Here is a 14,388-nt window from a genome sequence, read left to right as displayed (position 1 = left end):
TCGCGGTGCTCCCATGCAGGGTTGATCGCGATATCATGAGAATGATTATTATTACTAATATTGACGGCGGTCTCAAGAGGGGTTCCAGAACCGGCTGGAGCAAGGCCGCCCCTCACAGCAACCGCCCCTGCCCATCCCCCCGCGGCACCAGCTCCGGCATCGCCTCGGCCACCAGCTCGGCGGTCGCCTGCTCCAGCAGCTCGTCGGTGGCGGAGCCGTAGACCTGCTCGCGGCCGATCTCCAGGATGACCGGGACCGCCAGCGGGCTGATGCGGTCGAGGTCCTTGTGCAGGATGCGGCCCTCGATGCGGGCCAGGAAGTCGGACAGGCGGCGGATGTCGGTCAGCCCGCCGGCGGCGTCGGCGCGGGTGGCGCGCAGCAGGATGTGGCCGGGGTCGTGCTTGCGCAGCACGTCGTAGATCAGGTCGGAGCTGAAGGTGACCTGCCGGCCGGTCTTCTCCTGCCCGGGATGGCGGCGGTCGATCACCCCGGCGATGATGGCGACGTTGCGGAAGGTGCGGCGGAGCATCGACGACTCGTCCATCCACGCCTCCAGATCGTCGCCCAGCATGTCGCGGTCGAACAGCGCGTCGAGGTCGGACGGCGTGCGCAGGCTCCACACCGCCAGCACATAGTCGGTGGCGACGAAGCCCAGCGGCGCCGCCCCCATCCGCTCCATCCGGCGGGTCAGCAGCATGCCCAGCGTCTGGTGCGCGTTGCGCCCCTCGAAGGCGTACACCACCAGGAAGCGTTTGCCGTTGCGGGGGAAGGTCTCCACCAGCAGCCCGTCGGTCGGCGGCAGGACGGAGCGCCAGCGCTGCAGCCGCAGCCATTCCTGCACATCCTCCGGCAGGCCGGGCCAGGTGTCCGGGTCGTGCAGGATGGCGCGCACGCGCTCCGCCAGATGGGTGGACAGCGGCAGGCGCCCGCCGGCGTAGGCGGGCACCTGCGGGTCGCCCTCGCCCCCCTTGGCGACCATCGCCTCCATCTCGCGCACGCCGAGGAATTTGAGGAGCTGGCCGGCGAAGACGAAGCTGTCGCCGGGGGTCAGGCCCTGGATGAAATACTCCTCCACCTCGCCCAGCACCGGGCCGCGGTTGAGGCGCACGCGCAGCATCGCCTCCTGAACAATGGTGCCGACGTTCAGCCGGTACTGGCGCGCCACCATCGGCCCGGCCGCGGCCATGCGTCCATCCTCGCGGGTCTTCAGCCGGTGGAACCGCTCGTAGGAGCCCAGCGCGTAGCCGCCGGTCGCCACGAAATCCAGCACGTCGTCGAACTCGTCGCGCGACAGGCCGGCGTAGGGGGCGGCGCACACGATCTCGTCATACAGCTCGTCCGGGAGGAAGGGGGCGGCGCAGGCCATACCGAGGATGTGCTGGGCCAGCACGTCCAGCCCGCCCGGCCGCGGCCGTTCGCCATCCAGCGTGTGCGCGCGGACGGCGTCCAGCGCCGCCCGGCACTCCAGCACCTCGAAGCGGTTGGCGGGCACCAGCAGGGCGCGGCTCGGCTCGTCCATACGGTGGTTGGCGCGGCCGATGCGCTGCACGAGCCGGCTGGCCCCCTTGGGAGCGCCGATCTGCACCACCAGATCCACCGCCGCCCAGTCGATGCCGAGATCGAGCGAGGAGGTGGCGACCACCGCCCGCAGGTCCCCCCGCGCCATCGCCGCCTCCACCTTGCGGCGCTGTTCGACCGCCAGCGAGCCGTGGTGCAACGCGATCGGCAGATTCTCGTCGTTGATCCGCCACAGCGCCTGGAACACCAGCTCCGCCTGCGCGCGGGTGTTGACGAAGAGCAAGGTGGTCCGGTGCTCCCGTATGCGCGCGTACACCTCCTTCAGGGCGTGCAGGGCCATGTGGCCGGCCCAGGGCAGCCGCTCGCGCGTGGTCAGGATGTCGATGACCGGGTCCGCCCCGGCGCGTCCTTGCACCAGCCGGACGTCTCCTCCGTCTGTCGTCCCCGTGCGCGACAGCCACGCCACGAGCTGGTCCGGCTCCGCCACCGTGGCCGACAGCCCGACGCGCCGGGCGGCGGGGGCGAGGCGGGCGAGCCGCGCCAGCCCCAGCGCCAGCAGGTCGCCGCGCTTGGTGCCGGCGAGCGCGTGCAGCTCGTCCACGATGACGCAGCGCAGCGTGCCGAAGATGCTGCCGGCGTCGGCGTAGGAGAGCAGCAGGGCCAGGCTTTCCGGCGTGGTCATCAGGATCTGCGGGGGGTGGGCGCGCTGGCGCCGCCGCTTGGCCTCCGGCGTGTCGCCCGTACGCGTCTCCGTGCGGATGGGCAGCCGCATCTCGGCGACCGGGTGCTCCAGGTTGCGCTGGATGTCCACCGCCAGCGCCTTGAGCGGCGAGATGTAGAGGGTGTGCAGCCCCTCGCGCGGGCGTTCCGACAGCTCGATCAGGCTGGGCAGGAACCCGGCCAGCGTCTTGCCGCCGCCGGTCGGCGCGATCAGCAGCGCCGAGACGCCCTCGGCCGCCGCCTGCACCATGGCGAGCTGGTGCGCGTGCGGTGCCCAGCCGCGCGAGCGGAACCAGCCGGCGACGTTGGGGGGCAGCAGGGACGGGGTGGTGTCGCGGTGGTCCATGGCTGCGCACTATAGGACAGCCTGCCCGCGGGTGGCGATGCCGGGAACGTGGCGGCGACGGTGTGGTTGACAGGGTGCCGGACGCACCCGAAGTGAAGAGGACGTCCCGCAGGTCCGTGCCGCAGCCAGGACAGCCCATCCATGCCCGACACCGTGCCGATCACCGACAACGCCGCCCGCAGCCGCTTCGAATACGACGTGGACGGCCGCATCGTCTTCGCCAACTACCGCCGCGACGGCGACACCGTCCTCATCCCCCATGTCGAGGCGCCGCCGTCGCTGCGCGGCACCGGCGCCGCCGACCGCCTGATGCGCGCGATCATGGAGACGGCGCGCCGTGACGGTCTGCGCATCGTGCCCATCTGCAGCTACGCCGCCGCGTGGATGCGCCGGCATCGCGAGTATGCGGATGTGGTAGGCTAGCGCCGCAGCGACAGAACCGGGGGCGCGGGTGCGGCAGGCGAGTGACGGTCCGGCACCCCCGGCCCCCCCGGCCCCCGAACGGGGGGCTCCCGTCACCACAGCCCTCGTGTTGCTCTGCGCGGTGGTGTTCCTGCTGGACATCCCGGTGGAGCCCTTCGCCTTCGTGCCGGCCTATCTGTTCGGCACGGCCGATCTGGAGGGACCGCTGCCGGTGGCGGACGGCTGGCGAGGGCTGGTCGGCCACGCCTTCGTGCACGCGGATGCGCTGCACCTCGTGACCAACATGGCGGTGCTGCGGCTGTTCGGCGGGCGGGTGGAGGCGGCGCTGGGCGGTGCGCGCTTCCTGCTGTTCTTCCTGCTGACGGCGGCGGCGGGGGCGCTGACGGAGGGGTGGCTGACCGACGATCCGACGGTGCCGATGCTGGGCGCCAGCGGTGCCGTCAGCGGCGTCATGGGCGCCTTCCTGCTTCTGCACCCGCGGGCGGTGCTGCGCCTGCCGCTTGTGGTGCGCGCGCCGGTGCTGATCCCGCTGGCGGTTCCGGTCGGCTGCGATCTCGGCGTCAACACGGCGCTGGCGCTGTTCCCGCCGCCGCCGGAACTGGCGATCTCCGCCATCGCGTGGGAGGCGCATCTGGGCGGCTTCGCGGCGGGGCTGTTGCTGACCTTGGTGCTGCGGCGCCGGGGGGTGCGGCTGTTCGACCGGGCGGCGGTCGGTCCGGCGTTGCCGTCTTTGCGCCGGCTGGCCGGGGTCTGGCGGCCGGGGCCGGCCGGCGACCGCATGGCGGTGCTGGCCGACGCCGGCGTCTGGGTGATGCTGCTGGTGCTGCTGCTGCGGGGGTCGTAGAGCGGTCGGACGTCAGTGCCGGGTGCGGGCGGGGGTGACGTACACGCCATCCCAATCCACGCCGAACAGCGCGTCGTCGCCGGCTTCCTCGACCAGATCGTCATACTCGGTGGGGTCGATCAGCCCGAAGATCGAGGCGGTGCCGCCGGCGTCGAGATCGCAGGTCACCACGCGGCCCATCGCTTCCACGGAGGTGAAGAAGATCTCCGGCAGCTCCATCGCGTCGAGATCGGCGGCGACCGCGGCTTCGATCTGGTGCACAAGATGGCAGGGCAGGGTGGAGCGCAGGACGGCGGCCTGGGAAGCCCAGACGATGCGCTTCACGCGGGCGGCGCCCCGCTCGTCCTTTTCGGGGGTCTGCTCGGGCCCGGCGGCCATGGCGATCATCCGGGAAACCAGGGTGGACGGGCTCGTCGAACGCATATTGACCTCCGCTGATGGGCGAGGTCAGAGTGACTTTCGGAGGTTAATGGGGACTTAAACCACCGTTGGGAATAAGACGTACCACGGAGGGATAGGACCCGCCACCGTCTCAATACCTCGGCCTTTGCTGCGGCGCCTTGGGTGGAAGCGTGTTGCTGTTCTGCAACGCACACAGCGCCCGTGCGATGGCGGACCCGACGCGGGCGTTGTGGATGATCAGCGCGACGTTGGCCTCCAGGCTGCGGCCGCCGGTCAACGCCTCCATCCGCTCCAGCAGGAAGGGGGTGACGTCGCCGCCGGCGATGCCGTGCGCGCGGGCCTGCTCCAGCGCCTCGTCGATGGCCGACCCGACCACCGCCGGGTCGAGCGCGTCGGCCTCCGGGATCGGGTTGGCGACCACCACGCCGCCGTCCAGCCCCAGCCGCCACTTCACGTGCAGGATGCGCGCGACCTCCTCGGCGCCGTCGACCCGGCGGGCGGGCAGGCCGCTGTCGCGGGTGTAGAAGGCCGGGAAACGGTCGGTGCCGAAGCCCAGCACCGGCACCCCGCGCGTCTCCAGCACCTCCAGCGTCTTGGGCAGGTCGAGCACCGCCTTGGCGCCGGCGGTGACGACGCAGACCGAGCTGCGCGCCAGCTCCTCCAGGTCGGCGGAAACGTCGAAGCTCAGCTCCGCCCCGCGGTGCACGCCGCCGATGCCGCCGGTGGCGAAAATGGGGATGCCGGCCAGCTCCGCCCCGATCATGGTGGCGGCCACGGTGGTGGAGCCCTCCACCCCCAGCGCCAGCGCGACGGGCAGGTCGCGGCGGCTGAGCTTCCATGCCTTGCGGCCAACCTCCCCCAGCCGTTGCAGGTCGTCGTCGTCCAGCCCGACGCGGATGCGGCCGTCCAGCACCGCGATGGTGGCGGGGACAGCACCACCCTCGCGCACCGCGGCTTCGACCCGGCGGGCGGTCTCGACGTTGCGGGGGTGGGGCATGCCGTGGGTCAGCACGGTGGATTCCAGCGCGACGACCGGCTGGCGCTTGGCCAGCGCGTCGGCCACCTCGGGATGGATGAACAGATGTTCGCGCATGGTCCTCGCTCCCCTTGCCGCGGCACACCATATAGCGCGCATGATCCCGCCGCGCCTACCCCCAGACCCTCCCAATTCAGGCCGCCTCCACCCCGATCGCTGGATCCGCATCCTCCCGGAGGGTGTGTATGTCGAGCCCGGCGGCTTCTACGTGGATCCCGTGCGTCCGGTGGAGCGGGCGGTGATCACCCACGGCCATTCCGACCACGCCCGGCCCGGCCACGACAAGGTGCTGGCGACCCCAGGCACGCTCGCCATCATGCGGGAGCGGCTGGGCGAGGGTGCCGGGGCCGGCCGGCAGCCGCTGGCCTACGGCGAGACGATCCGCATCGGCGACGTGACGGTGCGACTCGTCCCCGCCGGCCATGTGCTGGGCAGCGCGCAGGTGGTGATCGAGCATGGCGGGTCCCGGATCGTGCTGTCCGGCGACTACAAGCGCACGCATGATCGCACCTGCGCCCCGTTCGAGCCGGTGCCCTGCGACGTGTTCGTGACCGAAGCGACCTTCGGCCTGCCGGTCTTCCGCCACCCGCCGGACCTGGGGGAGATCGCCAAGCTGCTGCATTCGCTGCGCGTCTTCCCCGAGCGCAGCCATGTGGTGGGGGTGTACGCGCTGGGCAAATGCCAGCGGCTGATCACGCTGCTGCGCGCCGCCGGTTATGACCGGCCGGTCTATCTGCACGGCGCGCTGATGCCGATCTGCGACCTCTACCGCGCGCAGGGGGTGGAGCTGGGGGAGCTGCGGCCGGCGACGGTGGCGGCGAAGGAGGATCTGAAGGGGGCCGTCGTGCTGGCCCCGCCGTCCGCCATCGCCGACCGCTGGGCGCGGCGGCTGGCGGATCCGGTGACCGCCATGGCCTCGGGCTGGATGCGGGTGCGCCAGCGGGCGCGCCAGCGCGGGGTGGAGCTGCCGCTGGTCATCTCCGACCACGCCGACTGGGACGAGCTGGTGCAAACGCTGGACGATGTCGGCGCACCGGAGGTCTGGGTCACCCACGGTCGGGAGGAGGCGCTGGTCCACCACGCCACCGGCCGCGGCATCCGCGCCCGCGCCCTGGCCCTGGTCGGCTTCGAGGAGGAGGGGGCGTGAAGCGTTTCGCCGAGCTGGTGGACGGCCTCGTCTTCATGCCGTCGCGCAACGGCAAGATGCGGCTGATCGCCGACTACGCCGCCACCACCCCCGATCCCGACCGCGGCTGGGCGCTGGCCGCCCTGACCGGCAGCCTGAGCTTCGCCGAGGCCAAGCCCGCCGCCATCCGCCAGCTCGCCATGGAGCGGGTGGACCCGGTGCTGTTCGGCTGGTCCTACGACTATGTGGGCGACCTCGCCGAGACGGTGGCGCTGATCTGGCCCGAGCGGCCGGAACGCGCCAACAGTCAGCCGCCCTCCCTCACCGAGGTGGTGGATGCCCTGCGCACCGCGCGCCGGGCCGAGGTGATGGGGCTGATCGAGGGCTGGCTGGACAGTCTGGACGCGTCCGGCCGCTTCGCGCTGCTGAAGCTGATCACCGGATCCTTGCGGGTGGGCGTGTCCGCCCGCCTCGCCAAGACCGCGCTCGCCGAGTGGGGCGGGGTGGAGGTCGATGCGCTGGAGGAGTGCTGGCACGGGCTGACCCCGCCTTATGAGCCGCTCTTCGCGTGGCTGGAGGGCAAGGCCGGCCCGCCGGAGGCGTCGGCCGGGGCCGGCTTCCGCCCGCTGATGCTGGCCACCCCGCTGGAGGAGGAGGACGCGGCCGGGCTCGACCCCACCGCCTACCGCGCGGAATGGAAGTGGGACGGCATCCGCGTGCAGCTCGTCTCCCGCGGTGGCGAGAAGCGCATCTACAGCCGCACCGGCGACGACATCTCCGGCGCCTTTCCCGACATCCTCGATCACATGCTGTTCGACGCGGTGCTGGACGGCGAGCTGCTGGTGGCGCGCGACGGCGTGGTGGCGCCCTTCAACGACCTGCAGCAGCGGCTGAACCGCAAATCCCCCACCGCCCGCATGCTCCAGGACTTCCCGGCCTGGGTGCGGCTCTACGACCTGCTGTTCGACGGTGGTGAAGACTTGCGCCCGCTGGGCTTCGAGGAACGGCGCGCAAGGCTGGAGGCGTGGCGGGAGGCCAACGCGCCGCGCCGCATGGACCTCTCCCCCCTCGTGCCCTTCGCCTCGTGGGGCGAGCTGGCGGACCTGCGAGACGGCGCGCGGGCCGCCGGGATCGAGGGGCTGATGCTGAAGCGGGCCGACAGCCCGTACGTGTCGGGGCGTCCGAAGGGACCGTGGTTCAAGTGGAAGCGTGGTGCCCTGACGCTCGACTGCGTGATGATGTACGCCCAGCGCGGCCACGGCAAACGCTCCAGCTTCTATTCCGACTACACCTTCGGTGCGTGGCGGGGGGAGGAGCTGGTGCCGGTCGGCAAGGCCTATTCCGGCTTCACCGACGCCGAGCTGGCGGAACTCGACCGCTGGGTCCGCAACCACACCACCCGCCGCTACGGCCCGGTGCGCGAGGTCTCCGCCGGGCTGGTGCTGGAGGTCGCCTTCGACAGCGTCCACCGCTCCACCCGCCACAAGAGCGGGCTGGCCATGCGCTTCCCCCGCATCCACCGCATCCGCTGGGACAAACCCCCGCAGGAAGCCGACCGGGTGGAGACGCTGGAGGCGATGGTGGTGGGGTGACCCGCCCCTAACCCTCCCCCGCCAGCGCCTCCCGCAGCTCCGCCACGCGGCCCATGAACAGGTGGCGGCCGTGGCGGCGCAGGCGGGTGTGGTCCCAGTTCCACCAGGCGAGGTCGAGCAGGAAGGCCACGTCCTCCGGTGGCAGGCGGCTGCGGATGGCACGGGCGGGGTTGCCGGCGACGACGGTGTAGGGTTCGACGTCCTTGGTGACCACCGCGCGGGCGCCGATGACGGCGCCATGGCCGATGGTGATCCCCGGCAGGATCAGCGCGCCGTTGCCGACCCACACGTCATGGCCGATGGAGATGGGGCCCTTCAGCCGCACCGTGTCGTCCTCGGCGTCCTGGAACTCCGGCCACAGGTCGGTGAGGAAGACGAGCGGGTAGGTGGAGACCCGGTCCATGTGGTGGTCGCCGCCGGCCATGATTTCGACGCCCTCCGCGAAGGAGCAGTAGCGGCCGATGCCGATGGTCGTCCGCTCCTCGAACCAGCGGATGGTCAGCGGCCCGTCGATGTAGGTGAAGGCGCCGATGTCCAGCCTCAGTTTCCGGTTGTACATGAGGTGGAGGTCGTCCGGCCGCCGGTCGTGCTCGTGGCGGATGGTGGTCATGGGGTGGGCTCCAGCGGTGCGTGGGACGGATGGTTACGCAGGCGCGCGGCCCAGCGCAACAGTCGGCCTCTGGCGCTCCAGGCCGCGACGGTCCATCTTCGGTGCAACGACCGCATCCAACCCGAAGGCCGTCATGCTGCCCGTCGATTCCGTCCTTGCCCACGCCGACCGACACTTCGAGGAGTCGGTGTCCCGCCTCTGCGACCTGCTGCGCATCCCCAGCGTCAGCACCGATCCGGCCTACGCCGGCGAGGTGCGGCGGGCGGCGGAGTGGATGCGGGCGGAGCTGGCCGGTCTGGGCTTCGAGGCCACGATCCGCGACACGCCGATGCACCCGATGGTGGTCGCCCACCATCCGGGGCCGGGTGGGGACGGCCCGCATCTGCTCTATTACGGCCATTACGACGTGCAGCCGCCGGAGCCGCTGGAGCTGTGGACCAGCCCGCCCTTCGAGCCGGCCATCGTCGAGGCCGAGCGCGGCCGGCGCGTGGTGGCGCGCGGGGCGGTGGACGACAAGGGCCAGGTGATGACCTTCCTGGAGGCGTTCCGCGCCTGGGTCGCCGTGCACGGCACGCTGCCGGTGCGCGTCACCGTCCTGTTGGAGGGGGAGGAGGAGACGGGCAGCCCCAGCCTCGTTCCCTTCCTGAAGGCCAACAGGGAGGAGCTGAAGGCCGACGTCTGCGTCATCACCGACACCAACGCCTGGGACATCGACACCCCCGCCGTCACCACACGCCTGCGCGGCATGCTCTACACCGAGGTGACGCTGCACGGCCCCAGCCGCGACCTGCATTCCGGCCTCTACGGCGGCATGGTGCTGAACCCGATCAACGCGCTGGCCCGGCTGCTGGGCGGGCTGCACGACGCCGACGGGCGCGTGCAGGTGCCGGGTTTCTACGACGGGATCGAGGACCCCTCGGCCGAGGAACTGGCGATGTGGCGCGGGCTGGGCTTCGACGAGGCGGCCTTCCTCGGCGGCGTCGGCCTCGCGACCCCGATGGGGGAGGCCGGGCGCATGGCGCTGGAGCGGCTGTGGTCGCGCCCGACCGCCGACATCAACGGCATCTGGGGCGGCTACACCGGCGAAGGCTCCAAGACGGTGATCGCCGCGCAGGCGTCGGCCAAGGTGTCCTTCCGGCTGGTGGCGGGGCAGGAGCCGATGGCCGTGCTCGACGGCTTCCGCCGCTTCCTGGAGGAGCGCAAGCCGGCCGACGCGCGCATCGAGCTGCGCCATTTCGGCGCCTCCCCCGCCTACCGGGTGGAGCCGGGCTCGCGCTTCCTGCGCGCGGCGCTGGACGGGATGGGCGACGTGTTCGACCGGCCGGCGGTGCTGGTGGGCAGCGGCGGCTCCATCCCCGTCGCCACCTACGTCCGCAAGGAGCTGGGCTACGACTCGCTGCTCGTCGGCTTCGGGCTGGAGGACGACCGCATCCATTCCCCTAACGAGAAGTTCGAGCTGCGCTGCCTGCACAACGGCATCCGCTCCCACGTCGCCATGCTGGGGAGGTTCGCGGCGTTGGGTGGCTGACCCAACCTTGCCAGCACTCCGCGCCACGCGTACTATATAAGCATGTGGGATAGGGACGACATAACGGTCGATCTCGACGACGCCGAGTGGCCGGTGGCGATCATCACGGTTGCCACACCCCGCGGGGTGTTACGGATTGCCGGCAACCTGTCGGTCGTCGGAGATGTGCTGGTTGTCGATCAGGCCCATGTCGAAGGGCTGGCCCCGGGTGTGCTGGGTCGGGCCGGGCTGAACGCCGTCGGTCGCAAGCTGCTGGAGGTTGCCAATGTCCGCGAAGTTGTCGTTCAGGGAGCGACTCGAACGACGGGACGATACCGCGGGCGAACGCCAAGCCCCATCCGGTTCCCCCGTCCGTGTGGTTCTGCGGTTGGCGGGGGCGGTCGATCAGCCGGTGACCCTGATCCGGACCCTTGCCGGGTGGGGGCTCGGCCTGAGGAAGGCTCATGCGGTGGTGACGAGGCTGGCTGATGGCGGCCCAGTCCCGATCCTGCTGTCCTCGGCCCCGGAGCCGGCGGAACTGGCTGCCGCTCTGGGCAGGCTCGGCGTTGCCGCGAGCGTCCCGCAGCCGCCGTCGCGGGTCGATGTGAAGGCGATCCGCAGCCGTCTTGGACTGACGCAGGCGGAATTCGCGACGCGCTTCTGCTTCGATCTCGATTCCGTCCAGAATTGGGAACAGGGCCGCTACGCCCCGGATCGGTCGAGCCGCATCCTGTTGGCGGTGATCGACCGTCACCCGGATGCGGTCGAGGACGTGCTGGGGTAACCCCGCCTCACCCCTCCATCACCGTTTCCACCTCCGGCATGTCCATCACCCGGCGGGCGAGGCGTTCGGTGCAGTGGACCTCCAGGATGCCGTAGGCGGAGGAGGGGTTGATGGAGTGCAGGTCGCCGGCCATGCCGTTGGCGGACACGAAGCGCTTCAGCGCCTCGGCGTGCACGTCGCGCTCGGAGCGGCCGGGGCGGATCGCGCGGGGGCGGGCGAACTGGATGCGGAAGGGCTTGAAGATGGCGGGTGGCATGGCCCCCATGTGGCACACCGGCTCCGGAACCGCAAGCCGCGCGGCAGCGGCGGCCGGTGGGCGTGCCTCAGCCCGGATAGCTGCCGATCGGGAAGTTGGTGAGCATGTAGGTGTCGCCACAGTCGATGATGGTCCCGGTGGCGTAGACGTTGTAGCCGCCGGACGAGGTCCGCTTGAACGTCACCTTGAAGCCGCTCTTGTAGGTGGCCGTACCGTTCCCGTAGTCCCTGGTCGAGGTCGCCGTGCTGTAGCTGTCCGACACGTTCGCCTGCCAATAGAGCATGGTGTTGATCAGGCATTGGACGGTGGCGGATGAGGAACTGGTGGTCGCCTTCGCCTGGGTGCTCATCGTCAGCGTCGTGGTGGTCGTCGCCATGGGGTCTCGTCCGTTGCGTGGCGTGCATCCGCGAACCGTGGGGCGGCGGGACGTGTCAGGGCGTGTAGCTGCCGATCACGAGGTTCCGGAAGCGGTGGGTGCGGCCCGAATCGACGATGCTGCCGTCGGCGACCAGGATGTAGCCGCCATAGACGGATTTCCGCATCCGCACCGTCAGGCCGGACTGGAAGCGCGCCAGGCTGTTGCCGCAGTGCCAGGGAATGGAGACCGTGGACGAGGTCCGGGACAGGGCCGCCACCCAGAGCCGGGCTCGAAGGGATTGGAACGTGATCCGCGCCGTTTTGGCGGTCATCACCGCGGTCGTTTGGGCATTCGGCGTCAGCGACACCGTCATTGTCGGCATGAGTCTTCGTCCGTCCGGTGCCAGGGTGATGGCGAACGCCGGCGGGCATTGCCGGCACACGAACGATGTCTGTGATAAGTTGAGTTTTCGTAAAATTGAGTCTTGACCGTGGGGCCCTTGACCGTGGGGCCCTTGACCGTGGGGCCAGGCCGGGAGGCCGGTGCGGTCACGCGCAAACGCGAACGCCCGCCGCGGCATCCCGCGGCGGGCGTTCGCATGGAACGGCTGACAACGGGAGATTAGCTTCCGGTCTTCTCGTTCATGCCGCGGCCGGTGGTGCGCTCGGCGATGCGGGCCGACTTGCCGCGGCGGTCGCGCAGGTAATAGAGCTTGGCGCGGCGGACGTCGCCCTTGCGGACCAGCTCGATCGAGTCGATGCGCGGGCTGTAGAGCGGGAAGATACGCTCGACACCCTCGCCGTAGCTGATCTTGCGCACGACGAAGGAGGAGTTCACGCCGGCGTTCTTGCGGGCGATGCACACGCCCTCATAGGCCTGCACGCGCTCGCGGGAGCCCTCGACCACCTTCACGTTCACCCGCACGGTGTCGCCCGGCGAGAATTCCGGGATGATCTTGGTCCCCAGGACCTTCTCGATCTGCTCCTGCTCGAGCTTCTGCAACAGGTTCATGACACTCACCCCTTGTCTTCGGTGCGCCTCTCGGCGGACCCGTCATCATCCAATGGGGCGCGTCGGCGACCCCGTTTCTTCACCGACGCCTCGCGGCGTGCCTCGTGGAGGGACCACAGGTCGGGCCGCCGGGCCCGTGTGATCCGCTCCGCCTCGGCCAGCCGCCAGGCGCGAACCCGTTCGTGGTGACCGGACAGCAAGACGTCCGGCACCGGTCGTTCCACACCCGCCGCGTCGGTCCACACCGCCGGGCGCGTGTAGTGGGGATACTCCAGCAATCCCCGTTCGAAACTCTCCTCCCCCGCCGTCGCCTCGTTGCCCATGACACCGGGGAGCAGCCGCACCACCGCATCGATCAGGCACAGCGCCGCGGGTTCGCCGCCGGACAGCACGAAGTCGCCGAGGCTGACCTCCTCAAGCGCCTGGGCTTCCAGCACCCGTTCGTCGACCCCCTCGTACCGGCCACAGAGGATGGTGACCACCGGGGTGGCCGCCAGCTCCTTGACCAGCGTCTGGTCCAGCACCCGGCCGCGGGGCGACAGGTACAAGACCCGGCCGCGGCCTTCGTCGCCCGGCCGTCCCGCGGCGGCGGCAAGCGCCGCATCCAGGACATCGGGACGCATGACCATACCGGCGCCCCCACCGAAAGGGGCGTCGTCGACGGAGCGGTGTTTATCGCGCGCGAAACCGCGGATGTCCACTGTTTCGAGCGCCCAGACACCATTTTCCAGAGCCTTCCCGGCCAGGCTGTGGCCGAGCGGGCCCGGAAACATCTCCGGGAACAGCGTCAGCACCTTCACGGTCCAGACGCAGGGACCCGAAGCGCCGTGATTCACGGCTGATCCTCCGCCCCGTCCTCCACCTCGTCGCCGGGTCCGCGGCTGCCCTCCGGCTTCACCTCCACCGTTTCCGGCGGGGAGACGACGATGCGTCCGCCCCTCACATCCACCAGCGGCACGCAGGCGCGGGTGAAGGGCAGCAGGTCCAGGGTGCCGGCGGCGGTGCGGATCTCCAGCATGTCGCCGGCCCCGAAATCGAAGACCGCCTTCACCGTGCCGAAGGCCGTGCCGTCGGACAACTCGGCCCGCAGCCCGATCAGATCGGCGTGGTAGAATTCGTCCGCGTCACCGGTGTCGGGCAGGGCGGCGCGATCCACATAGAGGCGCAGGCCGGTCAGAGCCTCCGCCGCCTCGCGGGTCGCGACACCCTCGACGCGCGCCAGGAACGCATCCTTGGCCGTGCCGGTCAGGGACACGCGGAAGCTCCGCCGCCCCTCCTCGTCGGACAGCGGGCCGTAGGACACGACAGCCTCCGGGTCGCCGGTGAAGCTGCGCAGCTTCACCTGACCCCGGACTCCGTGCGCCCCGGCGAACTGCCCGACGCAGACCCTGGTGCTGGACATGGCGTGTGCTCAATGGCGAGGGGAAGGCCCCGCTCAGCCCTCGGCGGCGCGCTGCGCTTCCAGCTTGGCGCGCTCCTGCGCCTTCGCCTTCGGCGCGGACTTCTTCGGGGTCTCGCGGAAGGCGGGCTTCTCGACCAGGCCGGCGTTGGCCAGGAACAGCACCACGCGGTCGGTCGGCTGGGCGCCGACGGACAGCCAGTGCTTCGCGCGCTCGCCGTTCAGCACCACGCGCTGCGGGTGCTCGCGCTCCAGCATCGGGTTGTAGGTGCCGATCTTCTCGATGAAACGGCCGTCGCGCGGGCTGCGGGCGTCGGCCACGACGATGCTGTAGAACGGCCGCTTCTTGGCGCCACCACGGGCGAGACGGATCTTCAGGGACATTGGTCGGTACGCTTTCCTGTCTGGTGGTTCGAACGGTGACCCGGCCCGCGGGAAGGTCCCACGGGCGGGAAT

Annotated in this window: 18 protein-coding genes; 7 read left to right on the top strand and 11 right to left on the bottom strand. The window is 70.8% G+C overall.

Annotated features, from left to right (window positions below; genetic code table 11):
• Positions 1 to 112 precede the first annotated feature (112 nt).
• On the bottom strand, positions 113 to 2,584 hold the full coding sequence (locus HL658_RS13210; RefSeq protein WP_180282432.1) for a ligase-associated DNA damage response DEXH box helicase: 2,472 nt from the start codon (positions 2,582 to 2,584) through the stop codon (positions 113 to 115).
• Positions 2,585 to 2,725: 141 nt separating this feature from the next.
• Here HL658_RS13210 and HL658_RS13205 point away from each other — a divergent pair, with 141 nt between their 5' ends.
• Together HL658_RS13205 and HL658_RS13200 are read left to right on the top strand one after the other, a co-directional pair.
• A complete protein-coding gene (locus tag HL658_RS13205) occupies positions 2,726 to 3,007 on the top strand; it encodes a GNAT family N-acetyltransferase (RefSeq protein WP_180282431.1) in 282 nt (93 codons plus the stop codon).
• 28 nt (positions 3,008 to 3,035) lie between these two features.
• Positions 3,036 to 3,851: a rhomboid family intramembrane serine protease gene (locus HL658_RS13200; protein ID WP_180282430.1), complete on the top strand. Its 816-nt coding sequence runs from the start codon at positions 3,036 to 3,038 to the stop codon at positions 3,849 to 3,851.
• Positions 3,852 to 3,863: 12 nt separating this feature from the next.
• On the opposite strand, the gene HL658_RS13195 is transcribed toward HL658_RS13200, so the two are convergent.
• Positions 3,864 to 4,274, bottom strand: a complete 411-nt coding sequence (locus tag HL658_RS13195) for a hypothetical protein (protein WP_180282429.1) — start codon at positions 4,272 to 4,274, stop codon at positions 3,864 to 3,866.
• 109 nt (positions 4,275 to 4,383) lie between these two features.
• Entirely contained in the window at positions 4,384 to 5,346 is a 963-nt protein-coding gene (locus HL658_RS13190; RefSeq protein ID WP_180282428.1) for a pseudouridine-5'-phosphate glycosidase, read from the bottom strand.
• Between the two features lie 40 nt (positions 5,347 to 5,386).
• Here HL658_RS13190 and HL658_RS13185 point away from each other — a divergent pair, with 40 nt between their 5' ends.
• Positions 5,387 to 6,436, top strand: coding sequence for a ligase-associated DNA damage response exonuclease (locus tag HL658_RS13185; protein WP_180282427.1), 1,050 nt, complete (start codon positions 5,387 to 5,389; stop codon positions 6,434 to 6,436).
• Positions 6,433 to 8,007 (top strand): cisplatin damage response ATP-dependent DNA ligase, encoded by a 1,575-nt coding sequence (locus HL658_RS13180; RefSeq protein ID WP_180282426.1) that lies wholly within the window; start codon positions 6,433 to 6,435, stop codon positions 8,005 to 8,007. Before HL658_RS13185 ends, HL658_RS13180 begins: the two co-directional genes overlap by 4 nt.
• 7 nt (positions 8,008 to 8,014) lie before the next feature.
• Here HL658_RS13180 and HL658_RS13175 read toward each other — a convergent pair whose 3' ends face one another.
• Positions 8,015 to 8,617: a CatB-related O-acetyltransferase gene (locus HL658_RS13175; RefSeq protein ID WP_180282425.1), complete on the bottom strand. Its 603-nt coding sequence runs from the start codon at positions 8,615 to 8,617 to the stop codon at positions 8,015 to 8,017.
• Between the two features lie 133 nt (positions 8,618 to 8,750).
• On the opposite strand from HL658_RS13175, the gene HL658_RS13170 reads away from it, so the two are divergent.
• On the top strand, positions 8,751 to 10,145 hold the full coding sequence (locus HL658_RS13170) for a M20/M25/M40 family metallo-hydrolase (RefSeq protein WP_180282424.1): 1,395 nt from the start codon (positions 8,751 to 8,753) through the stop codon (positions 10,143 to 10,145).
• Between the two features lie 265 nt (positions 10,146 to 10,410).
• A complete protein-coding gene (locus HL658_RS13165) occupies positions 10,411 to 10,908 on the top strand; it encodes a helix-turn-helix domain-containing protein (RefSeq protein ID WP_180282423.1) in 498 nt (165 codons plus the stop codon).
• 7 nt (positions 10,909 to 10,915) lie between these two features.
• Here HL658_RS13165 and HL658_RS13160 read toward each other — a convergent pair whose 3' ends face one another.
• Genes HL658_RS13160 through HL658_RS13150 form a run of 3 tightly spaced genes read right to left on the bottom strand, consistent with a single transcriptional unit; the run spans position 10,916 to position 11,799 of the window.
• Positions 10,916 to 11,173, bottom strand: a complete 258-nt coding sequence (locus HL658_RS13160; RefSeq protein ID WP_246337547.1) for a hypothetical protein — start codon at positions 11,171 to 11,173, stop codon at positions 10,916 to 10,918.
• A 58-nt stretch (positions 11,174 to 11,231) separates the two neighbouring features.
• On the bottom strand, positions 11,232 to 11,540 hold the full coding sequence (locus tag HL658_RS13155; RefSeq protein ID WP_180282422.1) for a hypothetical protein: 309 nt from the start codon (positions 11,538 to 11,540) through the stop codon (positions 11,232 to 11,234).
• 55 nt (positions 11,541 to 11,595) lie between these two features.
• Positions 11,596 to 11,799, bottom strand: coding sequence for a hypothetical protein (locus HL658_RS13150; RefSeq protein ID WP_180282421.1), 204 nt, complete (start codon positions 11,797 to 11,799; stop codon positions 11,596 to 11,598).
• A 28-nt stretch (positions 11,800 to 11,827) separates the two neighbouring features.
• Between HL658_RS13150 and HL658_RS13145 the strand changes: the two genes are divergently transcribed.
• Positions 11,828 to 12,010 (top strand): hypothetical protein, encoded by a 183-nt coding sequence (locus tag HL658_RS13145; RefSeq protein WP_180282420.1) that lies wholly within the window; start codon positions 11,828 to 11,830, stop codon positions 12,008 to 12,010.
• 133 nt (positions 12,011 to 12,143) lie between these two features.
• On the opposite strand, the gene rplS is transcribed toward HL658_RS13145, so the two are convergent.
• Genes rplS through rpsP form a run of 4 tightly spaced genes read right to left on the bottom strand, consistent with a single transcriptional unit; the run spans position 12,144 to position 14,316 of the window.
• Complete coding sequence (gene rplS, locus HL658_RS13140) at positions 12,144 to 12,533, bottom strand: 50S ribosomal protein L19 (RefSeq protein ID WP_180282419.1); 390 nt, start codon at positions 12,531 to 12,533, stop codon at positions 12,144 to 12,146.
• Positions 12,534 to 12,538: 5 nt separating this feature from the next.
• On the bottom strand, positions 12,539 to 13,369 hold the full coding sequence (gene trmD / locus HL658_RS13135) for a tRNA (guanosine(37)-N1)-methyltransferase TrmD (RefSeq protein ID WP_180282418.1): 831 nt from the start codon (positions 13,367 to 13,369) through the stop codon (positions 12,539 to 12,541).
• Positions 13,366 to 13,935, bottom strand: a complete 570-nt coding sequence (rimM, locus tag HL658_RS13130; protein ID WP_180282417.1) for a ribosome maturation factor RimM — start codon at positions 13,933 to 13,935, stop codon at positions 13,366 to 13,368. Before rimM ends, trmD begins: the two co-directional genes overlap by 4 nt.
• A gap of 33 nt (positions 13,936 to 13,968) precedes the next feature.
• The gene (gene rpsP / locus HL658_RS13125; RefSeq protein WP_180282416.1) at positions 13,969 to 14,316 is read right to left on the bottom strand and encodes a 30S ribosomal protein S16; all 348 of its coding nucleotides are present in this window, start codon (positions 14,314 to 14,316) and stop codon (positions 13,969 to 13,971) included.
• Between the last annotated feature and the right edge of the window lie 72 nt (positions 14,317 to 14,388).

It is taken from the genome of Azospirillum oleiclasticum (assembly GCF_013423485.1).
Classification (GTDB): Bacteria; Pseudomonadota; Alphaproteobacteria; order Azospirillales; family Azospirillaceae; genus Azospirillum; species Azospirillum oleiclasticum.
Note: the sequence above shows the minus strand (reverse complement) of the source record. Positions and strands in the feature narration are given on the sequence as shown.